Source organism: Pseudomonas sp. D(2018), assembly GCF_005502555.1.
Lineage (GTDB): Bacteria > Pseudomonadota > Gammaproteobacteria > Pseudomonadales > Pseudomonadaceae > Metapseudomonas > Metapseudomonas resinovorans.
In genome coordinates, this window is record NZ_SCOK01000023.1 from 18859 (window position 1) to 40960 (window position 22102).

18 protein-coding genes are annotated in these 22102 nt (G+C 60.3%); 5 read left to right on the plus strand and 13 right to left on the minus strand.

The features are described from left to right. Positions 1–8 precede the first annotated feature (8 nt). The 3 genes from FFS60_RS15975 to FFS60_RS15985 all read left to right on the plus strand — a co-directional run bounded on the left by FFS60_RS15975 (position 9) and on the right by FFS60_RS15985 (position 2909). Entirely contained in the window at positions 9–329 is a 321-nt protein-coding gene (locus tag FFS60_RS15975; RefSeq protein WP_137822505.1) for a 2Fe-2S iron-sulfur cluster-binding protein, read from the plus strand. 13 nt (positions 330–342) lie between these two features. After that, entirely contained in the window at positions 343–1578 is a 1236-nt protein-coding gene (locus tag FFS60_RS15980) for an NAD(P)/FAD-dependent oxidoreductase (RefSeq protein ID WP_137822506.1), read from the plus strand. A gap of 143 nt (positions 1579–1721) precedes the next feature. Then, the gene (locus FFS60_RS15985) at positions 1722–2909 is read left to right on the plus strand and encodes an MFS transporter (protein ID WP_137822507.1); all 1188 of its coding nucleotides are present in this window, start codon (positions 1722–1724) and stop codon (positions 2907–2909) included. A gap of 147 nt (positions 2910–3056) precedes the next feature. Here FFS60_RS15985 and FFS60_RS15990 read toward each other — a convergent pair whose 3' ends face one another. The 5 genes from FFS60_RS15990 to FFS60_RS16010 all read right to left on the minus strand — a co-directional run bounded on the left by FFS60_RS15990 (position 3057) and on the right by FFS60_RS16010 (position 8028). Next, positions 3057–3407: a nuclear transport factor 2 family protein gene (locus FFS60_RS15990; protein ID WP_137822508.1), complete on the minus strand. Its 351-nt coding sequence runs from the start codon at positions 3405–3407 to the stop codon at positions 3057–3059. A gap of 55 nt (positions 3408–3462) precedes the next feature. After that, a complete protein-coding gene (locus FFS60_RS15995; RefSeq protein ID WP_137822509.1) occupies positions 3463–4737 on the minus strand; it encodes an MFS transporter in 1275 nt (424 codons plus the stop codon). A 52-nt stretch (positions 4738–4789) separates the two neighbouring features. Further along, positions 4790–5578, minus strand: a complete 789-nt coding sequence (locus FFS60_RS16000) for an SDR family NAD(P)-dependent oxidoreductase (RefSeq protein WP_137822510.1) — start codon at positions 5576–5578, stop codon at positions 4790–4792. Between the two features lie 78 nt (positions 5579–5656). Further along, a complete protein-coding gene (locus FFS60_RS16005) occupies positions 5657–6688 on the minus strand; it encodes a hypothetical protein (protein ID WP_137822511.1) in 1032 nt (343 codons plus the stop codon). Between the two features lie 59 nt (positions 6689–6747). Continuing rightward, the gene (locus FFS60_RS16010) at positions 6748–8028 is read right to left on the minus strand and encodes a cytochrome P450 (protein WP_137822512.1); all 1281 of its coding nucleotides are present in this window, start codon (positions 8026–8028) and stop codon (positions 6748–6750) included. 263 nt (positions 8029–8291) lie between these two features. Here FFS60_RS16010 and FFS60_RS16015 point away from each other — a divergent pair, with 263 nt between their 5' ends. Beyond that, positions 8292–8927, plus strand: a complete 636-nt coding sequence (locus FFS60_RS16015) for a TetR/AcrR family transcriptional regulator (protein WP_137822513.1) — start codon at positions 8292–8294, stop codon at positions 8925–8927. Positions 8928–8962: 35 nt separating this feature from the next. On the opposite strand, the gene FFS60_RS16020 is transcribed toward FFS60_RS16015, so the two are convergent. Continuing rightward, positions 8963–10558: an NAD(P)/FAD-dependent oxidoreductase gene (locus FFS60_RS16020; RefSeq protein WP_137822514.1), complete on the minus strand. Its 1596-nt coding sequence runs from the start codon at positions 10556–10558 to the stop codon at positions 8963–8965. Positions 10559–10889: 331 nt separating this feature from the next. Between FFS60_RS16020 and FFS60_RS16025 the strand changes: the two genes are divergently transcribed. Next, a complete protein-coding gene (locus FFS60_RS16025; RefSeq protein ID WP_137822515.1) occupies positions 10890–12116 on the plus strand; it encodes a multidrug effflux MFS transporter in 1227 nt (408 codons plus the stop codon). 30 nt (positions 12117–12146) lie between these two features. On the opposite strand, the gene FFS60_RS16030 is transcribed toward FFS60_RS16025, so the two are convergent. The 7 genes from FFS60_RS16030 to FFS60_RS16060 form a co-directional block, all read right to left on the minus strand. After that, complete coding sequence (locus FFS60_RS16030) at positions 12147–12965, minus strand: SDR family NAD(P)-dependent oxidoreductase (protein ID WP_028628898.1); 819 nt, start codon at positions 12963–12965, stop codon at positions 12147–12149. Positions 12966–13002: 37 nt separating this feature from the next. Next, positions 13003–13815, minus strand: a complete 813-nt coding sequence (locus tag FFS60_RS16035) for an enoyl-CoA hydratase/isomerase family protein (protein ID WP_137822516.1) — start codon at positions 13813–13815, stop codon at positions 13003–13005. Beyond that, on the minus strand, positions 13812–14783 hold the full coding sequence (locus FFS60_RS16040) for a lactoylglutathione lyase (protein ID WP_137822517.1): 972 nt from the start codon (positions 14781–14783) through the stop codon (positions 13812–13814). The genes FFS60_RS16035 and FFS60_RS16040 overlap by 4 nt, the downstream gene beginning before the upstream one ends. A gap of 80 nt (positions 14784–14863) precedes the next feature. Further along, positions 14864–17365 carry an RND family transporter gene (locus FFS60_RS16045; protein ID WP_137822518.1) on the minus strand — a complete coding sequence of 834 codons (2502 nt, stop codon included), beginning with the start codon at positions 17363–17365 and terminating at the stop codon, positions 14864–14866. 35 nt (positions 17366–17400) lie between these two features. Then, entirely contained in the window at positions 17401–18546 is a 1146-nt protein-coding gene (locus FFS60_RS16050) for a YCF48-related protein (protein WP_137822519.1), read from the minus strand. Positions 18547–18665: 119 nt separating this feature from the next. Continuing rightward, positions 18666–20033, minus strand: coding sequence for a DUF1329 domain-containing protein (locus tag FFS60_RS16055; RefSeq protein ID WP_137822520.1), 1368 nt, complete (start codon positions 20031–20033; stop codon positions 18666–18668). A 24-nt stretch (positions 20034–20057) separates the two neighbouring features. Beyond that, complete coding sequence (locus FFS60_RS16060; protein ID WP_137822521.1) at positions 20058–21728, minus strand: DUF1302 domain-containing protein; 1671 nt, start codon at positions 21726–21728, stop codon at positions 20058–20060. Between the last annotated feature and the right edge of the window lie 374 nt (positions 21729–22102).

Below are 22102 nucleotides of genomic sequence, written 5' to 3' on the forward strand. Positions count from 1 at the left end.
AGAAGACCATGCCCACATTGACCTTCATTGAGCACAACGGTACCGAGCACAAGGTGTCCGCAGACATTGGCCAATCGGTGATGCAGGCCGCCACCTTCGCCGCCGTTCCCGGCATCCCTGCGGACTGCGGCGGAGCCTGTGCCTGCGCCACCTGCCACGCCTACGTCGACGCGGGGTGGCTGGCGCGCCTCCCGGCTCCGGACAGCACCGAAAACGACATGCTCGACTGCGCCTTCGAGCGCCGCGATACCAGCCGCCTGACCTGCCAGGTGTTCATTACTGAAGAACTCGACGGCCTGGTGCTGCACCTGCCCGCGTCGCAATTCTGAAGAAGAGGTTCCCATGTCACTCGCCTCAGTAGTCATCGTCGGTGCTGGCCAAGCCGGCTTCCAGGTTGCTGCCTCACTGCGTCTGGAGGGATACGACGGAAGCATCACCCTGATCGGCGACGAGCCTGGCCTTCCTTACCAGCGCCCACCGCTGTCCAAGGCCTACCTTCTCGGTAAGATCAACGAGAACGCCCTGCTGTTTCGTCCAACCGAGTTCTTCACCACCCAGCGCATCGAGTTGATCCACAACCAGGCGACGGCCATCGACCGGCAGAATCGCCGAGTTCTGCTCGCCTCCGGCGAGGCGGCCGCCTACGATCACCTGGTACTGGCCACCGGCGCGCACAACCGTCCGCTGCCAGTACCCGGTGCCGAGTTGCAAGGGGTATTCGGCGTCAAGACCAAGCAGGATGCCGATGCCCTCGCCCCACTGGTGAAAGAGGTACGCAACGTGGTGGTGGTCGGCGCCGGCTTCATCGGCCTTGAATTTGCTGCGGTGGCCGCCGAACTGGGCGCCAGCGTGCACGTGCTGGAACTCGGCGATCGGCCGATGGCGCGTGCCGTATCGACGGAGATGTCCCAACTGTTCCGCCAGGCGCACGAGGCCTGGGGGGTGAAGTTCGACTTCCGCCAGGGCCTGACTCGCATAGAAGGTGACAATGGCAAGGTAAGCGCGGTGGAAACCTCGGACGGCCGCAAGCTGCCGGCCGAACTGGTGGTCTTTGGCATCGGAGTGATCCCCAACACCCAACTGGCCAACGAAGCGGGCCTGGCCATAGAGAACGGCATCCGCGTGGACTCCAACTTGCTGAGTTCCGACCCGCACATCTCCGCCATCGGCGACGTCGCCTGCTTCCCCTGCATGCAGAACGACGAGCGTCCGACCCGCCTCGAATCCGTGCAGAACGCCGCCGACCAGGCCCGCAACGTGGCCGCCCGCCTGCTTGGCAAACCGGCCCCGTACAGTGCGCTGCCCTGGTTCTGGACCGACCAGGGCAACCTCAAGCTGCAGATCGCTGGGCTTTCCACCGGCTACGACAGCACCGTCACCCTTGGCTCTCCGGAAACCCACCAGCTCTCCGTGCTGTGCTTCCGCAACGACCAGTTGATCGCGGTGGAATCCTGCAACCGACCAGGGGACCACATGTCCGCGCGCAAGATCCTCTCTCGCCCACCCAGGCTGACCGCTGCCGAGGCCGCCGCCGAGGGCTTCGAGCTCAAGGCTTGGGAAGCCGCCAACCGCGACTGACCATCCGGTGCCGCGCCCACTCCTGGGTGCGGCTTCGGCCTGGGCGCCGGGTGCCCAGCCCCTCGTCGTTACACGCCTCGCCAACCCCGGGCCCCTAGGCGTCGGGTCTTCGCCGACTCCACGTCCGCACAAGACGAAATGCAATGAACGCCCGCAGCCAATCACTCCCCACCGGCCTGTCGATCATCTCGATCGTATGCTTCAATTTCGTCTCCTTCATCAGCAACGGACTGCCGCTGGCCGTGCTGCCTGGCCATGTGCTGAACACCCTGGGATTCGGCAGCGCGGTAGCCGGCCTGGTGATCGGCACGCAATACCTGACGACCCTGCTATCGCGTCCACTGGCCGGCCAGCTTGCCGACCGCTTTGGCGCCAAATGCACGGTGATGGCGGGGCTGGCCGTGCTGACGAGCAGCGGCCTGTTAACGGCGCTGGCGTTCGTCCTGCCGGCTTCCCCCTGGGTCAGCCTGGCGCTGCTGATGGCCGGGCGCATCCTCCAAGGCCTCTCTTCGGCCCTGATCTCCACGCCCTGCTGTACCTGGGCCATCGGCTTGCACGGCACCGCACGCACCGCGCAGGTCATGTCCTGGAACGGCATCGCCGCCTATGGCGGCACCGCCATCGGCGCGCCGCTCGGCGTACTGATGCGGGATCACCTGGGGCTTGCCGGCATCGGTATGGGAATCACCCTGCTCGGCTTCCTGACCCTGCTGTTCGCCCAGACCCGTCGCCCCGCGCCCTTGCTGTCGGGCGCGCGGCTGCCGTTCCGCAGCGTTTTCCTCACCGCGCTGCCCAACGGCCTGGCCGTCGCCTGCAGTTCCGTGGGCTTCGGCAGCCTGACCGCCTTCATCGCCCTGTACTTCGACAACCAGGGCTGGGCCAACGCGGCCTATTGCCTGAGCGCCTTCGGCATCGCCTTCATCTTCGCCAGGCTGGCCTCGCCCAATGCACTGTCACGCTTCGGCGGCTACCCAGTGGTCGCGGCCTGCATGGCGGTGCAGACACTTGGCCTGCTGCTCGTCTGGCTGGCGCCTTCGCCCCTAGTGGCCATCCTCGGCTCGGCACTGGCCGGCCTGGGCGTTTCCTGGGTATATCCGGGGCTGGCGGTGGAAACCCTGGCACGCACGCCACATGCCAATCGCAACTCGGCCCTAAGCACGCTTTCGTTGTTCTTCGACCTGGCGGTGGGGCTGGCTGGACCGTTGATGGGGCTGGTGGTTTCCGGCTACGGCCTGGAGCAGGTGTTCTTCTGCTCCGCTCTGCTATCGGCCACCGGCCTGCTACTGGTGCTGAATCTCCAGCGGCAGCCACGCCGGGGACTGGGGGAGTAACGGAACAATTGCCAATGCACTGTCCAAATTTATCCCAGACAGGCCACTCGGCTGCTCGACGTCAAAAAACTATCTGGTGCTGGGGCAAACGGTAGCTGACCGCTGTGCAAACAGAGCGCGACCGTCGTCGCGCTCCGCTTTGCCCCCTCACGCCTTGATGAAGTAGCGCACCCACAACCTGCCGTTCTGGAAACGGTACAGCTCGATGGTCTCGATGCCGCCGCTGCCGTCGCGCAGCGCATTGCGATGGTGGCAGGCGGCTTCCTCGCCGTTGATAATGGTTTCCTTGACCTCTACGCGGAAGCGCGGCTGCTGGTTTTCCCACATTCCTTCGAGGATCTGCCAGGGATCGGTCGGCAGCGGCCGGCCGACGTACTCAATACTCAGACCGGCAGGCGACACCCGACGGTAATGCTCGAAGAATCCCTCCTTGTCGCCGTTGTTCCAGCATTCGATCTGGCCATGCAGGAAATGCTCGATGGCTTCTTGCGCACTCATTGATTACTCCTCGGTTTCCATGGGCGAGTCAGTCGCCGGATTTGTGCACACCCGTTCAGGTGGGCTGTTGTTGGGCCACAACCGCCGCTGCCGGCCGCAACCAGAGCAACATCGACGGGCCGATGATGGAACAGGCCAGGCAGCACAGCAGCACCGCCGAATAGCCATCGTAGGCATCGTAGAGGTAGCCAAAGAACACTGGCATCAGCCCCGAGACGATGGTGATCAGCGCCAAGTGCAGACCGAAGATCCGCGCGTACTCGCGCAGCCCGAAATAACGCGCCATGAGAAAAGCCGCCAAGTCGAACTCCGCGCCGGCGCTGGCACCGATGCATAAGGTGGCTAGCACCAGCAGCGCCGTGCTTTGCACGTCACCGAACAGAAAGATCGCACAACCGATGGCTGGCAGCGCCAGACTGATCACTGCCACAAGGATCGGTCGGTAACGGTCCAGCAGATAACCCACCAGCAAGCGCCCGGCGATAATGGAAACGCCGAAGCTGCTGAAAATCTGACTCGCCGCTTGGGCGGAAATCCCCTTCCCCTGCAGCATCGGTACGATATTGGTGACCATGCCGACGGTCAGGCACACCGAGAGGATCAGGGCAACGTTGAAACTCCAGTAGACCGGTGATCGCAGCGCCTGGCGGAAGCTGAAACCATCCATCTGCGATACCGTCTCGCTCCCCGCTAGCGACTCCAACCCGACCTCGCTCGGCAGGCGCATCCACAACAATGCCATCGGCAAGGTGAACAGCAACGGCAGCGCTGCTAGAGTGAAAAAGCCCGCCTGCCAGCCGAACAGTGCGATCAGCCTGGCCAGCAGTGGCGGCAACACCACGGCCATCATTCCGGTGCCGCAGAGAATGACCGCCAGGGCCAGGCCACGGTTGCGCTCGAACCACAGGTTGACCAGTTGCGTCCAGGTGATGGCGATGGTTCCCGCGCAAACCAGCGGCATGGCAAAGAACGCCAGGTATAACCAGCCGATGGAATGCTCAATCCGGGTGATCGCCGTATATCCGATCACCTGCAGCACGATCGAGAAGATTGCCACCCGGCGCAAGCCGAAGCAGCGATACAACGGACCTACCAACTGAGTGGAGATCGCGACACCGGCGAACAGGAAGGTGATTGACGCCTGCAATTCACCTCGGCTCCAACCAAAGGCCTGCTCAAGGGGAATGACCAGGGTGCCGAAGCCGTAGAGCAGGCCCGCACTGATACTAGTGCAGATGCCGACGAGGCCGAATAGCAGGATGCGCCAGCCACGCTTGAACTCGGCGAGGTCAATGGCGGCCCGCTCGCGCGAAGTGGATGTATCGGACATGCGAGGACTCCTATCTCGGCCCGCCGTGGCAGTCGGGCCGTACTTTTCGGGCTCAACGTCCCTTGAGGATTTCTTCGACCTTCGGCATGGCCACCATGGTGGCGCCACCGTCAACCAGCAGCGAGGTGCCGGTAATGTAGGAGGCCTCGATGGAGGTCAGAAACAAAGCGGCGGCGGCTATATCGGCCGACTGCCCCAGACGTGGAACGGGGAAGTGTCCGGCCAGACGGTGCGGCAGTTCCTCGCCCAGAGACTCGAACATATGGTCCGTGCCGATCAGCCCCGGCTCGATCACGTTGACCAGGATGTTCAACGCGCCGAACTCTACGGCCAGCCCACGGGCAAAGGCGTTCATAAACGCCTTGCTGGAACTGTAGGGGATAAGCGTTGGCGTGTACTTGCGATTGGCCTCACCGGAGGAGATGAAAATGACCCGGCCCTTGTCGCTCGCCCTGGACAGGTAGGGGGCGCAATCCTTGGCGAGCCAGAACAGCGACTGGATGTTACTGCGCACCAGATGATCGAAAGTGTCGTCGGCCATCTCGCTGATCAACCCACGCGCCGTATCGGCGGCGCAATGCACCAGGATGTCCAGCGCGCCGAAGCGCTCCATGCCACCCTCGACCATGGCCTTGACAGCCGCGCGATCGGCGATGTCGCCGCCGACCAGATGGGCCTCGCCTCCCAGCGACGTGATTTGCGCGACGGTTTCCTCGCCATGACGTGGCGTGCGTGCGGACACTACCACTCTGGCCCCTTCCTGCGCATAGGCCAGGGCGATTGCGCGCCCCATGCCACGCCCGGCGCCGGTGACCAGCACCACCTTGTCTTTAAACCTCATCGCCTGCTTCCTCTGGTGTTGTTCTTGTTCGGGAAAACTCCCGCGGCAATCAAGCCGCGGGAAGCTCGTCAGGTTGGGTCAGAGATCCCGGCCCGGCACGTTACGCGCCGATCCGTTGCGCCGGTCGGACTCGCCCCAGCCCAGCCAGTGCGAGGGCTCGCGGGTATCACCCACCCGGCGCCAGCGCCCCTCCTGTTGCGCGGTGATCGGGAAGCCGCCGACGAAGTCGATCATTTCGCCCTTGGGGTCGGGGAGGAACTCCCACTCTTCCTTACTATCGAGAACGATCCGCGCCGACTCCAGGAAATAGCTGCCTTCCTTGTGCCGGGTCTGCCCCTCGATATCGGTGGTGACGCGCACCTCGCCCTTGTCGTTGCTGAAGATCGCGTAGCCCAGGTGGTCGTGACCAACCATGAAGGAGCCGGCATCCCAACTTCCGTCCTTGTACACGGTGACGAACGACCACCACAGGACATGCTTGTTGTTGTTGACCACCAGGTCCTTCTTGAAGTGGATCGCGCCACCCTCAGCCATGTAGAACTGGTCGAGCGCCATCGCCCCCTTCACCGGCCTACCTTCGCAGACGCCGGCCAGCTCCCAGAGCTGCGACACATAGAAGGTGCCCCACTCCACCCCCGGCAGATACCACTGCAGACCAGGACCGAGCAGGCGACCCTCCAGCTGGAACAAGCCATCTTCCCGCCAGGTCAAGCGCTCGCTGTTGGCGGTGATCTCCCAGCCGTTGCCGGCCTCGCCGGGCTGGTTAGTCCAGCGCACGGTGTCGCCGTCTAGGGTCTGCACCGGCATCGGCGTCAACGCCTGAAGGGCCATCTTCTCGTGGTCCATGCGCAGGTTGACGCCGTCGACATGGTTATTCAGGTAGAAGAACTTGGTCGGGTTCGGCGTGCCGCCTGGGGCCAGCAGAGAGCGCACGAACGAATAGATGTTGCCGTCCTCGTCACGCACTGAGCCGAACGGCGCGGACTTACTCAGTTGCAGCCCAAAGAAGCCGCGGCTGCCGCCTATCGCAGCGCCGGTGACTTGGTGCGGGCCGACCAGCTGCTGGAAGCCGAAATCGCCGCGCTCTGGAATCGTTTTGAACGCTCTCATGAAAATCGTCTCTTGTCGTTATTGTCGAAATGCACCTAAGGCAACGGGGATATCGATGCTCAGTCCCAGATCACGGGGAGCGACGCGGTGCCACGCAACTGCGCGCCCTCGATGACAGGAGCAGGTTGTGTCGGGTCGAGGCGGATATTGGGGAGCAGATCGAGGATGGCGTTGATCGAGCAACTGATCTCGACCTTGGCGATGAACTGGCCGATGCACATGTGCGGGCCGAAACCGAAGCCGAAGGAAGGCTTGAGCTTGCGGTCGATGTCGAACACCTCGGGATTCTCGAAGGCGTCCTCGTCACGATTGGCGGACACCACCAAGCATTGAACGAAGGAGCCCTTGGGGATCTTCACGCCGTGGAACTCCACGTCCTTTGCCGTCTCACGCACCTTGAAAGTGGCCACCGGTTCGTAGCGCGCAGTTTCGTCCATCAACTTGGGAATCAGCGAGCGGTCTGCCTTCACTCGCTCCAGCAGACCCGGCGTGGTGAGCAGCAAAGCCATCACCGAACCGAACATTCGAGTGGTGGTTTCACCAGCAGCGGGAAGCAACGAACGGGTGAATGTGATCACCTCGTGATCGTCCAGGGTGCGACCTTCGAATTCGGCACGCAGCAGACGACCAACCACGTCGTCGCCTTCACTGCCCTCGGCGCGGCGGCGCACCACAACTTCCTGGATAGCGTTATACAACCCCTTGACCGCGATACCGGCCTGCTTACGGGCCTCCTCCATCTTAGCCGGGTCGATCTGGTTGCCGCCGACCATGGCCAGAGCCCAGGCAGCGTACTGCTTATATTTCGAAGGGTCGTCCGAGGGGAATCCCATTAGGGCGTACATGATGCGGATCGGCAACTCCAGACCGAACTCCATCAGGTCGGCCTTCTTCTGCGGCACCAGAGGCTTGAGGAATTCCTCACGAATCAACTCGTCAATCTGCCCACGCCACTTGTTCACGCTCTCAGGCATGAAGGCCGGCTGCAGCAAGGCGCGAACCTTGCGGTGCGGCTCACCGTCCATGGCCAGGATCACGAGGCCGTCGAAGAAGGCCCCCAGGCCCTCGGCGATGAAACCACTGGTGAAGGTATTGCCGTCGCGCAGCACGGCCATTACGTCCTGGTACTTAAACAGAGCGAAAGTCGGTCGGGTACCCTGCTGAACACCGGCATTGGTCGGGACACCAAACTGGGCGATGAAGTCTCCTTCATAGATTGGTGACTTCAGCCGCTGTTCGCGACATACGGCATGAATGTCCAGATCGGTGCCGCGATAGGTTTCGGAGACTGCGGAGTAGTTTTTCTTGAGATCTACGGCAGAAGCGCTATTGGTGCTCATGAGATTCAACACTCTGTGGAATTGTTGTTGTCGAAGTCGACCGACGCCGGCACGAGGACAGGCCAGCAGCATCGCGGGGCGAGGGTCTCGCTGCGATATTCATTTGGAAACACGCCGGCTTGCTCGCCAGGCCACAAGTAGCGGTATCCTTTCGGAATCACTGACTTGGGATACTAACGGGCTGCTTTTTTTCTGCGACTCGATTCGTTTTACCCAAGGTCAAACGAAGTACGTCGGCACATCGCTGCCATAAGGGGACCAGGGTGAAAACTCCTGTGCAGAACGAACCCGGAAAACGCAATACGATCCGACGCCTGATCGAGGCGGCTCGCCTAGAGTTCGCGGAGAAAGGACTTGCAGGCGTGCGTATGGAGGAGCTTGCCCGCGAGGCGGGGATCACCAAGCAGTTGATCTACCACTACTACGGCTCCAAGGAAGGATTGTTCGTCGCAGTGCTGGACGAGTGCTCGGAGCGTGTCATGTCCGAGTTGGTGGAACTGGATATCGATTCGTTGCCTCCGACGCAGGCCATGCGCAGGATGCTCAACCACTTCTTCGACCAGTATCGTCATGACCCGCTTCTCGGCGCCCTGGCCTTGGAGGGCATCCACTACCACGACACCCATCAGACCCCACGCAATCACTTCTTGGAGCTGACGCCGACGCTTATTGACAAGCTCGACTGCATTCTCCGCCGCGGTGCCGAGGCTGGGGACTTTAAGGCAGGGATCAACCCCCGGCTGTTTCTCGCCACCGCCGCGCTGGTCACCACCGGTTGGTTCACCAACCGCTATTCGATGTCGGCGCTGGCAGGGCTGGACACCGCCTCCGAGGAAGGCATAACCACCTGGCGCCAGCACTCCGCGGATTTCATACTCGCCAGCATTGCGCAGAGGTAAACGACCGCGCCGGCTAGTGCCGGCGCGCCCGCCGTCTACTTTCCGCCGGCTTTCGCCAGGTAGCGCTTCACCCGGCTGGCCGCGAGCCGCCCGGCCATACCGTTGACGCCGCCGCCCGGGTGGATGCCGGCGCTGCCGAGGTACAGCCCCTCGACCGGCAACGTGTCGCCGCCGAGCCCATAGGCTGGACGCATGGCGCTGGAACGCATGGATGTGGTGTCGATATGCACCACACAGCCGTTCACCGTATTCAGGCGGGCAGTGAAGTCCGGCGCCGCCTCGATCCAGCGACCAATCACATGCCCCTGGATACCCTCGACGTATTCGGACAGCTGCTCGACCACCTGGTCGGCCACCCGCTCCCTGAGCGCGTCCCAGCCCTCGCGCGGGGCGACCGGCATCACTGGCGGATAGATGTAGAGCACGTCCTGTCCCGGCGGCGACTGCGAAGGGTCCACCGAGTTGGGTGCAACCATGGTGATATACGGCAGGCGCGGCACTTCGCCACGGGCGCTGGCGGCGAAGTTCTCCAACACCGCCTCCTCCGTGCCGATTATCAGGCAGGCCTTGCGCAGATCGACATCGTCGCCCCTGGCGGCCTCGAAACGGGGCACGGAAATCTGCCCGTCGAGCGCTAGGTCGACCTTCAACGGCCCCGAACCCCTGGCGTTGGCCGGTGCCAGGGCGATGCGGGTCAGCAGGTTCCTCGGCAGTTCCCCGGTGCTAACCATCTCTAGCGCCACCTTGGGGTGGCAGCCGGCGATGACCGCGCGTGCTGTGAACTCACGCCCGTCGGCCAGCCTGACACCCCGGACCTTGCCGTGGCTGGCGAGGATTTCGCCGACGCGGGCCGAGGTCATGACTTGGCCACCCAGCTCCTCCAGGCGCTCGCGCATGGCATTGCTTAGCTGCTGCATGCCGCCGATCACTCGGCCAACACCGAAGCGGTGGAGGAAGCCAAGCAGGGCGTAATAGATGCCGCCACCGTCGGCGCTGATGTCGCCGGCCAGGCCGGTCAGCGCACACATGGCGGAAATGGTCACCGGGTGCTCGAAGCGCTCACGCGCGGCCTGGTGGGCGGAGCCAGTCATCAGGGCCATCAGCTCAGGCTTCAGCTTGCGGTGCTTGAGCGCGGTGCCCACCACCTTCAGCTTGGTCATAAGGTTGGTACGCGCCGGGTCGACTCGCATCATCGGTAGGGCGATGTCGAGGAACAGGTCGACGACCTTCATGAATTCGAGGAACGCCTCGGCGTCCTTCGCGCTGTAGCGACGGATTTCCGCAGCCGTCCGTTGTCTATCGCGCCAAAACACCAGCGAGGTACCGTCGGGATGCAGGTAGACGTAGCCCGGCGACAGCTCGATCGACTTGAAGCCATGCCGCGCGAGCTCCAACTCACGGGGCACATGTGCATGCACACGCATGGACATCATGTCCATGGCGCAGGGGTGCACTAGATGCTGGGGCGCCTCGGGTATCAGGTAGCCCGATGAAGCCATGCCGCCAACCTTGTCCAGCGCCTCGAGCACCAGCACCCTCTTGCCATCCATCCCCAGGTAGCAGCCGGCCGACAGACCGTTGGTGCCGCCACCGACGATTATCACATCGAAATCTCTGTTGTAGTTGTTCATGGGTTGATTGTTCTTGTTCGTCGCTGTTTATGGTGAGTTTCAGACGTCCTCGGGAAACCTGTCGTCGGGCCGCTACGCCTTGCTCGCAATCGGACGGCGAACGGCCCAAGGCTGTGCCAGCCGGTCTGGCAGGCCACCGGGAATTCCACGCTAGCAATAACCGCCTGCGAATAGTTGGGCAGTCGTTTTACCGTCGGTAAAAGCATTCACCACGCTCCGACCTTGCGCTGCATGGCGAAGCATGCCCGGAATTAATTTAGACACTTTCTTTATTTTTGCTTAAAGTAATCAAAGCCTGGCACCTGCCACGGTCAACGACGGAAGGCTTCCCTTGATTTCCCCCGCCACGGCGAGACTCCTGCCCATCCTCCTTGCCGGCCTGGCGATGCTGGGTCCGTTCACCATCAACATCTACATGCCCTCCTTCGCGGAGATGGAGGCGGTGTTCGACGTGACGGACATCGAGCTGCAGATCACCCTGTCCCTGTATTTTGCCGCGTTCGCCTTCATGTCGCTCTGGCATGGCGCCCTCTCCGACAGCCTGGGACGGCGGCCGGTGGTGATCGCCGGGCTGTCAGCCTTCGTCCTGGCATCCCTGGGCGCCGCCTGCGCCACGCGCATCGAGCAGATATATGTCTGCCGGGTGTTGCAGGGTCTTTCCGCCGGCGCCGGCATCGTCGTCGGCCGGGCCGTGATCCGCGACCTCTACACGGGCGCCGCCGCGCAGCGCCTCTATGCGCTAGTGGTCATGCTGTTCGCGCTGGCCCCCGCCGTAGGTCCGGTGTTGGGCGGCTGGCTACAGGTCCGGATGGGCTGGCGCGCGAACTTCGGTTTGCTGACGGCGATGGGCCTGACCTTGTTGGCCATGGTGATCTTCCACCTTCCGGAAACGCTGCCGCCCGGCGAGCGGCAACCTTTCTCGGGCAGGGCCCTGCTGGCGGACTACCGGCAGGTGCTGTCGAACGTCCCGTTCATGCTCTGGGCGGTCACCTTCGCCCTGATGTTCGCCGGCTTCTTCATCTACGTGCTGTCCGCCCCAGTGTTCCTGGCGCGTCACCTGAGGCTGGAGGAAACCGATTTCATCTGGCTGTTCGGTCCGGCTACTGCAGGCATGATGCTGGGCTCCCACCTGTCCGGTCGCTTCGCGCAGCGCTGGTCGGCCAGGCGGTACCTGGCAACTGGGTTCGCCATTATGACGATGGCCAGCCTGTGGAATCTCGCCCTGTGCCGCTGGGCGCCCGCGGCATCCGGCTGGTACCTACCCTATCTGTTCGTCTATACACTCGGCATGGCACTGGTCCAGCCCACCATCGTGCTGGCGGGGCTGGATTGCGTACCGCAGTGGCGGGGGTTGGGATCGTCGCTGCAACTGTTCATCCAGACCGGGTTCAATGCCGTGCTAGCGGCGGTCATCGCACCGTTCTTTTGGCACACCCCGCTGCTGCTCGCCTCCGGCGCAGCGCTGGCCCTGGCCTTGTCGCTGGGCGTTGTCACCCTGGCCTGGATACTAGCCGGCCGGGCCAACGATGCATCCCGAGCCCCGCACAGCGGCCACTGAAGCCTGCGGGGCGTGGGACCACCCCGCCAATCACATGCTATTGCGGCCCATCTGCTCGAACAGCGTGCGCACCGCCACTAGCGAAGGGGTGTGGCTGCTAAAGCCACCGTCGGCCACAAGCGTTGTTCCGGTGACGAACGAAGACTCGTCGGAGGCCAGAAAGGCCACAACGTCAGCAATCTGCCGAGGGGTGCCGAGCTCCGGCGTACAGTGATTGTCACGCATGATGTCCAGTAAGGCCTCAGGCAAAGGGTGCTGCGGCGCCAATCCGATCTGCACGGCGTTACCACGAATACCGCGTTTGCCGTACTGGGCTGCCACCAGCTTCGGCAGCATCATCAGCGCGGCCTTCGAAGTTGCATACGCCGACAACGACATATCACCCTGCATACCTAGACCAGACGTAGCAAAGATCACTGAGCCTTTGCTCTGCTCAAGCATCACCGGAATTACATGCTTGGTGCATAGCACCGCGCCACGCAAGTTAACCGCCATTGCCCTATCCCATGCCACCATGTCGAGGTTGCAGAGATCGCGGTCGCGCTGGCGCTGCTCGGCGTCCAGCACCGCAGCGTTGTTGTGCAATACATCGATGCGACCGAATCGCTCCTTGACCCGCGCAACCATCGCATGCACGTCTTCCTCCGATGAAACATCGGTACGGATACTCAGTGCCTGACTGCCTATCGAGCGCAAAGATTCCGCCACTGACTCCGCAGCATCGCCGTTGATATCGACCACTGCAATGCTAGCCCCGTGTGAGGCTAGTACCCGAGCGCATTCGGCTCCCAGACCGCCGCCGGAGCCTGTGATTATGGCAACCCGCCCCGCAAGCTTTCCTGTACTCATGAAACTGTTCTCTTTCGTGACTGAGGAGGAGTAGATGCTATTCGCCGGTGAAACGCGGCTCACGGCGCTCGCTGAATGCTAACGCAGCTTCCTTCACGTCCTTGGTCGGCGCCAACAGAGCGAACAGATCGAGCTCCAGGTTCAGACCGCTTTTCAGATCCATCTCCAAGGATGCGCGAGCCGCCTGCTTGACGAATGCAGAGGCCGCCGGAGGCTTGCTGGCAATTCGCAAAGCGAAGGCAGCCACTTCGGAGAGAAGGGACTCCGCAGAGCCGGCCAAGCGGCTCACCAAGCCAATCTGCCGCGCCTCCTCGGCATTCATCCGGTCACCAGTCAGCAGCATGTCCAGGGCCCGTCCGGGCGCGACGACTCGCGATAGGCGCTGAGTACCACCACCACCAGGAATCAGGCCAAGTCCGGTTTCTGGCAGTGCAAAGATCGCATTCGGCGCGGCGAAACGAATATCGCAGGCCAATGCCAGCTCCAGACCGCCCCCCATACAGTACCCGTGGATCGCCGCGATGATGGGCTTGGCCACCGAATCCAGCGACTCGATCCAGCGTGATCCTTCCATCCGCTGACGGACCTGCAGAGAAGATTCAACACTGCGACGCTCTTTGATATCAGCGCCGGCGCAAAACCCACGCTCTCCTTCCCCACGGATGACAATGACCCGTACCTGAGGATCTTTGTCGAGTTGCGCTAGAGCCTGAGGTACACCCTGCCGGACGCTATCGTTAATCGCGTTAATCTGCCCGGGGCGAGTTAACACAATCCACCCAACCGCATCATCACGTTCAATGCGCACCGCTTCGTTGATGATCTGAGGAAGAGAATCGATGGCACTCATGCGGTGCACTCCTCAAACTCAATGACCTGACCGTCCAATTCTTTCGGATCGATCTTGATCAAGGACTTACCTCCAACCGCCTCAGACGACTCGATCCATTCAAAGGCAGTACCGCGCGCGCGCAGGTCCTCGGCCTTGGCAGCCAGGTCGTTGACGCCGATGCGGATGTAGTACGGGCCCGGTCCCCAATTGTTCAGGTAGTGGCCAGCGTCAGTGTTCCAGTAAGTCGCTTCGATCACATCCAGGGTCGCGCTGTTGGCCACCATGAAACCCATGCGCGCACGGCGATAGCCTTCTTCGCGCAGATGCTCTACCGGGCCGCTGGGTTCCCAGTCGAGGTTGGCGGAAACCTTTCGCAAGGTCTCATCCAGATCGCGTACCAGGAAGCCGCGGGCGGTAACCCGTACCATACCACCCGGCGCCAAGTCCCGCGGCTGGGCCGGTGGCAGGGCGTAGGTTTCCGGGGGCATCTGCAGTGGCTCAGTCTCCATGATCTCGATGCACAGGCCGCCATCAACCGAGGGCTGATAGTAGGGCTTCTCCGGCGTAGCACCGAGCCACAGGCGGTCGAAGGGCATCTCCGGAGTACGCTGAGCCATGCGGAACGGCAGACGGCGTCGCATCAGCTTGTCCACCAGTACGGCAAACTTCTCACGGTGCAGTGCAAGGACAATGGAGTGAGTGATCATCGGCCGGTGATGTCCCTGGTAGTCCTTGAGGCTTTCCAGGAAGTCGTGGAAGAGCGGATCACCGGGATTCGGTTTATCGAGGTGCCACTGAGGTTCAATACGTGTCGGAGCTACCGCTAATGACTTATGCACACGCAGGAAGTGCGCGATGTAGGGATGGTTATCGAACGCCTGACGCCAGCGCTCGTGCTTGTAGACACCGAGCTTGTCTACCAGCTTCTCCGTCATCCCATCAGGATCCGGAACCATCATGTCGGCACTCATCAATAATTCGAACATCTGACTTCCCTCCAATTGCTAGCCACGGCACAAGCCCGACCAACGAGATCGGCTGATGCCATCGTCTGTACGTTGGTTTACTAATGTGCGATGACGGCCTGGGTATTCACTCGCTTGCCCTGCTCCAAGGAGCCTGCGACCTTCTCGCCTTGCGTAGTTTCGGGAGAGGCGGCACTGGTCTTGGGATTGAGCAGGAAGTGGGACAATGCGGGAATCAATACCAGCGCCCCGAGCATGTTCCAGAGGAACATGAAGGTCAGCAGTATCCCCATGTCGGCCTGGAACTTGATGGGCGACCAGGCCCAAGTGACGACGCCCGCGGCCATAGTCAGGCCAATGAGCGCCACAACCCTCCCCGTAAAATCGAGCGAGCGCCGGTAAGCCACGGCCAGGCTGCCGCCACGCTCTTGGACAGCCAACTGCACGCTGAGCAAATAGAGCGCGTAGTCGACACCGACTCCAACGCCTACTGCAATAACTGGCAATGTGGCCACCTTCAAGCCAATACCTAGCCAGACCATTAGCGCCTTGCAGATAATTGTGGTCATAAGGAGCGGAATCAGTGCGACAACAGTGGCGCGCCAACTGCGGAAGGTCAGCAGGCAAAGCAGCGCCGTGGCACCGTATACCGCGAGATACATGGTGACGATGCCCTTCTCAACCTCAATGTTGGTCGCAGCCTCGATGCCGGCGTTACCGGCAGCCAGGAGGAACTCCAGCGGCTGCTCAGATCCCGCGGCTGTATTGTGTTGCGCGGCGAAATTTTCGGTGACCTTGAGCACCCGGTTAAGCGTGTCGGCCTTATGATCCGCCAGATACGCAATAAGCGGAGTCACTGAGCACTTCTGATTAGTGATACCTGGTGCCGAAATCATTGCGGCATCCACCGACGAGTTGGTGATCGCCTGATCACGACTGATGGCCAGCCACTTACCACTACCCTCAGCCATCCCCGCAGTGATGAAGCGCACGGTTTCAGCAAGTGAGTTAGTGGTCTGTACACCTTCGGTCTGACGCAACTGCCAAGCCAGTTTGTCCATTGTTTGCAATGACTGGTAAAGACGGCAGCTGTCTTCGTTGGTTTTCATAATCACTACGAACTGGTCGCTGGAAAGCCCGTAGTGCGCGGTAATGTAGGCGTTGTCTCGGTTATAGCGTGATTCTGGGCGTAGCTCCGGAGCACCCGGATCGAGGTCACCAACCTTGAGATCCAGCATGACCACGCTGCCAACCGCAGTAACGATTAGAGATAGTCCGATCACTACTGTCGCCCAACGGCGTTCAGTAAATCGATCGAGACCATGCCAGACATGCCCCAGGAAACCGCGATTCTCCTCATCAGCGCGATCCTTCTCGATCGCGATGCGCGCAGCCTTTTTGCTTACTCCGATATAGGAGAGTGCCACGGGAATAAGCAGCAGCTTGGTGAAGATCAACACGGCCACACCAATACTGGTTGTCAGCGCGAGATCACGAATCACTGGGATATCGATGATCACCAGAACCGCGAATCCAACGATATTGCACAGCAGGGCCGTCAACCCTGTGAGGAACAGGCGGCGAAAGGTATAGCGCGCGGCGACATACTTGTGTGTACCGCGACCGATGTCCTGCAGGATCCCGTTCATCTTCTGGGTGCCATGGGAAACGCCTATGGCGAAGATCAGGAACGGCACCAAAATCGAATAAGGGTCTAGTTCATATCCGAGCAACTGCATCAGACCGAGCAACCAGACCACGCCTGCTACGGCAATACCGACTAGCAGCAGAGTACTTCTCAGGCAGCGGGTATAGAGATAGACGAACACTGCGGCGATGATCACAGAAGCGCCAAAGAACAGCATGACGGCGTAGAGACCGTCGATCAGATCGCCAACCAGCTTACTGAAGCCGACGATGTGGATACCAATCTTGTCGCTCTCCATTGAGCGCAACTGTTCTTCAAGCTGCCTGGAGAACTCACCATAGTTGAGCGGCTCCCCAGTTTGAGGATTGGTATCTAGCAGTGGCGCGACGATCATGCTGGAGCGGCCGTCATTGGCCACTAGGCCTCCGATGATGCCGGCGCGAGCAATATTACGGCGCAAGGCACTGATCGAGGCTTCGCTCCCGTCGTAGTCGGCTGGCATCACGGCACCACCCTCGATGCCCTCCTCCGTCACCTCTTTCCAGCGAACGATGGGCATCCACAACGACTTCATCCACGACCGGTCGACGCCGGGAATTAGATAGAGCGTGTCGTTGACTTTCTGTAAGGCGAGCAGGTAGTCCGGGTTGTAGATATCACCTTGTTTGTTCTCGACCACCACGCGAATGCTATTGCCCAATCCCGGCAGCTCGCTCTTGTAGGCCAGATAATTCTTGATGTAAGGGCTGGAGCTCGGAATCATCTTCTCGAAACTGGCATTGACCTGCAGTCGGGTCGCGAAAAAACCGAGCACCACCGTAGCGAGCAAACAGGCAACGATCACCAGAATGCGGTTGTTAAAGATCACCCGTTCAAAGAGCCCGCCGGACGACATGTCAAAGTCCTTGAGGTCCGGAACCACCGGCATTCCGCTGTTGTATTTCTGCTCTACCATTTCTTTATTCTCTTTGGAGGTCCGCGACGGCAGGCTCACTCTGCGCTGGCGATGTCGACAAGCTTGGCGCCGGAGAACTGAGTCACAACCAACATACCGGCCTCGTCGGAATAGCTCGCCGCGTAAATTTCACCGATCTCTGGCGACTGCAGCGAGGTGATGCCGAGGTTGCGCTGATTGAGCAACACCATCTGTCCGCTCTGGCTGGCGACAAGCAACTCACTGCCCAGCTCCACAACATCGACGACGCTGGATTTCAGACCGGTCTCGATCTTTTGCCAGTGCAGGGCGTTGTCTCGACTGACGAATAAATTGCCGCGCAGGCCATACACCAGCAGCAAGCCTTCGAAGGACCTGACGCCGAAATAGGTTCCTGTGTAGGGGGTTTCCACAGTCACAAATCGCTGTGTCTGGGAATCAAGACGCATCAACAAGCCCTGTTCCCCGCTGACATAGAAGACGCCTTCTCGCTCAGCCAATCCGTACAGGTGCATGCGTCGTTCGTTGGCGGTGCGGTCAACCCAAGGCTCCCAGGTCGCGCCAGCGTCCCGGCTGTGCAAGATCATGCCGAATGCACCGACCACGAAACCGTTGCCGTTACCATCGAACAGCACATCGAGGAAAGGAGCGGCCATAACATCGGGCGTTGCTGAGGTACTCATCGCGAGATTGATTTCGCGAAGCAGGTCGTCGGCTACTTGATCGCCTGCATTGGCGCGACGGCTGTACTGGTCTTGCAGCAGTGCAAGCACACTGCGTCCATCAAGTTGAACTTTCCAGTTGGTGCCGCCGTCGGTGGTATGTAGCAATACGGAATCGTGACCAACAACCCATCCATTCAGCGCATCGCTGAAACGCACCTGGACCAAATCGCTGGATACCGGGCTGGGCATCTGCCGCCAGGACTTGCCACCATCCTCAGAGCGCTGGATAAGACCGCGGGGCCCAACGCTGACTAAGGCTTTGCCAGCTCGGGCTATACCTATCACCGGCGCAGGCAGGCGCGAGTCAAAAATCTGCGCAGGCGCCCGTAACGAATCGGCGTCCGAGCCTTGCTCAGCAAAGACGGAAACAGGCAGCAGTAGTGAGAACAACAACGCTGCGCTGAACGATCGACGGGGCAATCCCACGATCGCACGACTGAACAGCGAATGAATTACGTCAAGGCCCGGGCTAATCATTGTTTTTATCCTCAACCGCAGGGTGGGACGCAGCGGGCGCTCAAAGATGCGCCCTTGCGGCCCATTTCAGCTGACCTGCCCACACGGACCTCCCAGTCAGCGCGGGCAAGCAACAGATATCAGCGCTGGGTTACCCGCGAGACAATCGCCTCCGGGTTCATTTCACGCTCGCTGTACGCCTTGCCTGAGAACCAGTAGCCTCCCTTCAGAGCATCGTTAAGCAACGCCCACATCCCCTTATTGAAGTCATACACGACGTTCTTCACGCTGTAGGGAATATTCTTGTCGTACAGCTGCACACCACTCAGGAAGATCGAGCGATACAACGCGCCGCTTTTGTCCCAGGCGTCATACAGGCCGATGCCAAAAGTGTCTTCGTCCAGGTAGTAGGTGCGTTTGCTGTAGACGTGACGTTGACCCGGTTTGAGTGTGGCCTCGACCACCCAGACACGATGCAACTCCCAACGCTCGCAAGCTGGATTGGCGTGGCTCTTTTGGAACTGCTCGTCCTGCTTGCAATCGAAGTAAAACTTGTAGGCGTTGTAGGGAATGTACATTTCCTTACGGCCAACCAACTTGTAGTCGAAGCGAGATTGGCTACCGGAGAACATCTGGAGCTCGTCGAAGAGAGTCACGCCACCCTGGCTGGCAACCGGAGTATCGAACGCGAACTCAGGAGCCAACTTGACCCGGCGTTGACCCGGGGTGTAGCTGAAAGAGCGTCGCGGCTTGGACGTCGGGTCGAGGTAGTCATTCAAAACGATGACCTCTCCAGAGCGTCGCGCGGGAAAGTTGTTCAGAGAGAACACGCGGGCATACATCAGCGGATCACGATCAGACAGACTGACCTGGTAGTACGGGGTTTCCTCGAAGGTCGCCTGCTCCGCAGTCTTGGTTACCTGACCATTGCTGTCGATCACCCAACTGTTGGACGACTTAGTGGTGGAGTAGCCGGGACCGATCTTGTACCGCAGCTGCTGATTCCAGATCACCTCGTTGCCATTCTTGGGTATCGGGAACGGCAAGCCGCCACGACAGGCTGGATCAACCGCCAAGCCGTCCTTCTGAACCTGGCAGCCGGTAGCGTTGCGCAAAGTAGCCTCCACCACTTCCTGCGGATAGGCAGTGGTGCGGTGGCTCGGATAGACGTCCATGTACCAGGTGTCCGGGTTCTTCTTCAGCAACGCCTTCTGACCTTCACTCAGCTTGTCAGCGTACTGATCTGCATTTTTCGCATCGATCCGGAACAGGGGCTTCTCGTCCTTGAACGGATCAACCCAGAATCCGCTGTCCGGCTTGAAACCGGGCGGAGCCTGGCGGAGGCCGCCTTCATAGGCAGGAATCGTCCCGTCTGCATTGCCGGCCTGGATTGCTCCCCAAGGCGTCAGCGATTTACCCAGTTCGGCAGCTTCTTCCGAACTGACCGCAGCAAAAGCACATACAGACAGTCCACTTAAGGCAAGACTCAAAGCGAGTTGGAGTTTCATAGCCAGTCTCCGCTCTTGGAATTATTAAAAGGAGGTTTTGTAAGTGAAGGTCAGCCAGCCACGGTCCGTACCTCCGACGTTGCCATTGCCGTTGACCATCCTATCCCCGTTGGCATTGAGAACATTTTTCTCCTGTGCTGAAGTATCGGCGTAGCGAACGCTGAACTCATGCTCCTGCCGATAGGTCATCTTGGCTCCGACGGACCAGGACAGAGCACCCTCCGCACCTCCGCCGGCGCTAGCGGCGTTGCCATGCAGGCCGTAATTCACGGTGAGCGGCACATCCAGAGTCCATGACGGCAGAATTTCCACGTACTGCGGCGTGTAATTCACGGCAATGGCGTAGTAATCACGAGTCGAGCATCCATCGGACTTGTTGCCGGATCCAGGAATTCTGGGGGTTCGGAGATCCGTACAGCCGGCAAAGCCTTCGCCTTTGTACAGTTCTTCGTGGGAGGTCACTTTGTCCAAGTGGCTGTACGCGAACTCAGCCACGAGAGTGGCGTTGTCCGAAATGAAGTTGCGCGGTACGCCATATACAGCGTTCGCCACGAAATGAATGGTGTCACCACGCGGGCCCTCGTCATCCAGAAGGCTCACACCCGTGGCGTTGAGCGCACCGTCCTTTCGATACGAAAGCTCTGCCCCGACTGCGACAGTGGCAATAGCCCTGGAGAAGCTCAGGCCGTAAAGCTTTACGTCACGAGGATAAACGAGCCGGTACTCACGCGAAGCCAAGTTGATCTGAGGGGAAAGCCAAGGTTGATAGTCGTCGAACTGTCGATAGTAAGCCCCGAATGTTGTCTCAATCGACTCCACATTCAGCTTGGCCATAAGGCCCCAGTTTTCGCCATCCCGGCCGCGCTTCGACGATACGTGATTGAGGTTGAAGCCCGGAGCGGCCGGCAGTCGGTCAGGCCCCTCGAAGAAAGGGTCAGCAGCGCCGAAAAAGGTCCCCCCGTAAGGGAAACGAGTGTTATCCCACTCATAAAAATATTGGGCAGCGACAGACAACGAATCGGTTACCTGGGCTTTGGCGGAAACCTGACCTATCGGCAGGAAGACTTCCTTGGTCTCGATACCAGGACTGGTAACGGCCTTGACCCCATCCGTCGGCGCCTGCGAATAGGAAACTGCGTGGGCCCCGAACAGCAGGCCTTCACCCCAAAACACTGCATGGCGACCCGCCTTCAGGTTGACGGGAGTCGCACCGAGACTGAAGTTGGTCCAGAGAAACGCGTCGAGGATCTCGCCAGAAGGGCCATTGGTGTAGCGTTCCACCTCAGAGCTGTAGCGATCCCTGTTGTAGCTGGTTGAGAAGCCGGGAACGTTACTTTCCACAGAAGGGTTGTGATAGGCGTCGTCATACCAGCCGGCGGCGCTGACACGCCCACCGAAATCCTGCCGATAGGACAAGTCGAGCTCGGTCAACAGATCGAGGCGATTGGTAACAATGTCGCCTTTATCGAACTTCCCGTCGGACTCATCGAAGTTCGGATTGTTCATGATCTTTTTGTCCTGATCCTCCATTCGGAAGCCCAGGTTGTAGCGCACCGTGTTGTCCCACCGCAGGCGCAGATCCGGATTTCCGAGATCGAACTCCATCGCCGCGATCCCGCTGCTGCACGCCATGACTACGAGAGCCAGACTGCTGCGTATAAACGGCCCATCACCCAGCTGTTTCATCACATTCATTTGAGGTCCTTTTATTTTTATTTTCAGCTACTTAAAAGGGAAACCCACTCCATTCCGGACCAGGCACGCCCAAGGAATAGATCGACCATCTGCACAGGAACTGAGGAACCGTTCCTTTTTGCGTGAAACCTAGACTAGCCGATAAAACCCACAAATTCCAGATACAGATTGCAATTCCATATACAGAATTGTTACTGCCCTCCCACTCCTTGTGCACTTCTGCTTGGGTACGCATGCATCCAAACTGATGCGTGGCTCGACAAATTAAACACATTGCTGTTTTATGTTCAACACAAGCCTTCCCATGGCGACCGGGAGTGGCCAGCCTAGCGCCCGAGCCAAACCCGCATCAGCGCTGCCGTTGGGGCGGCGAC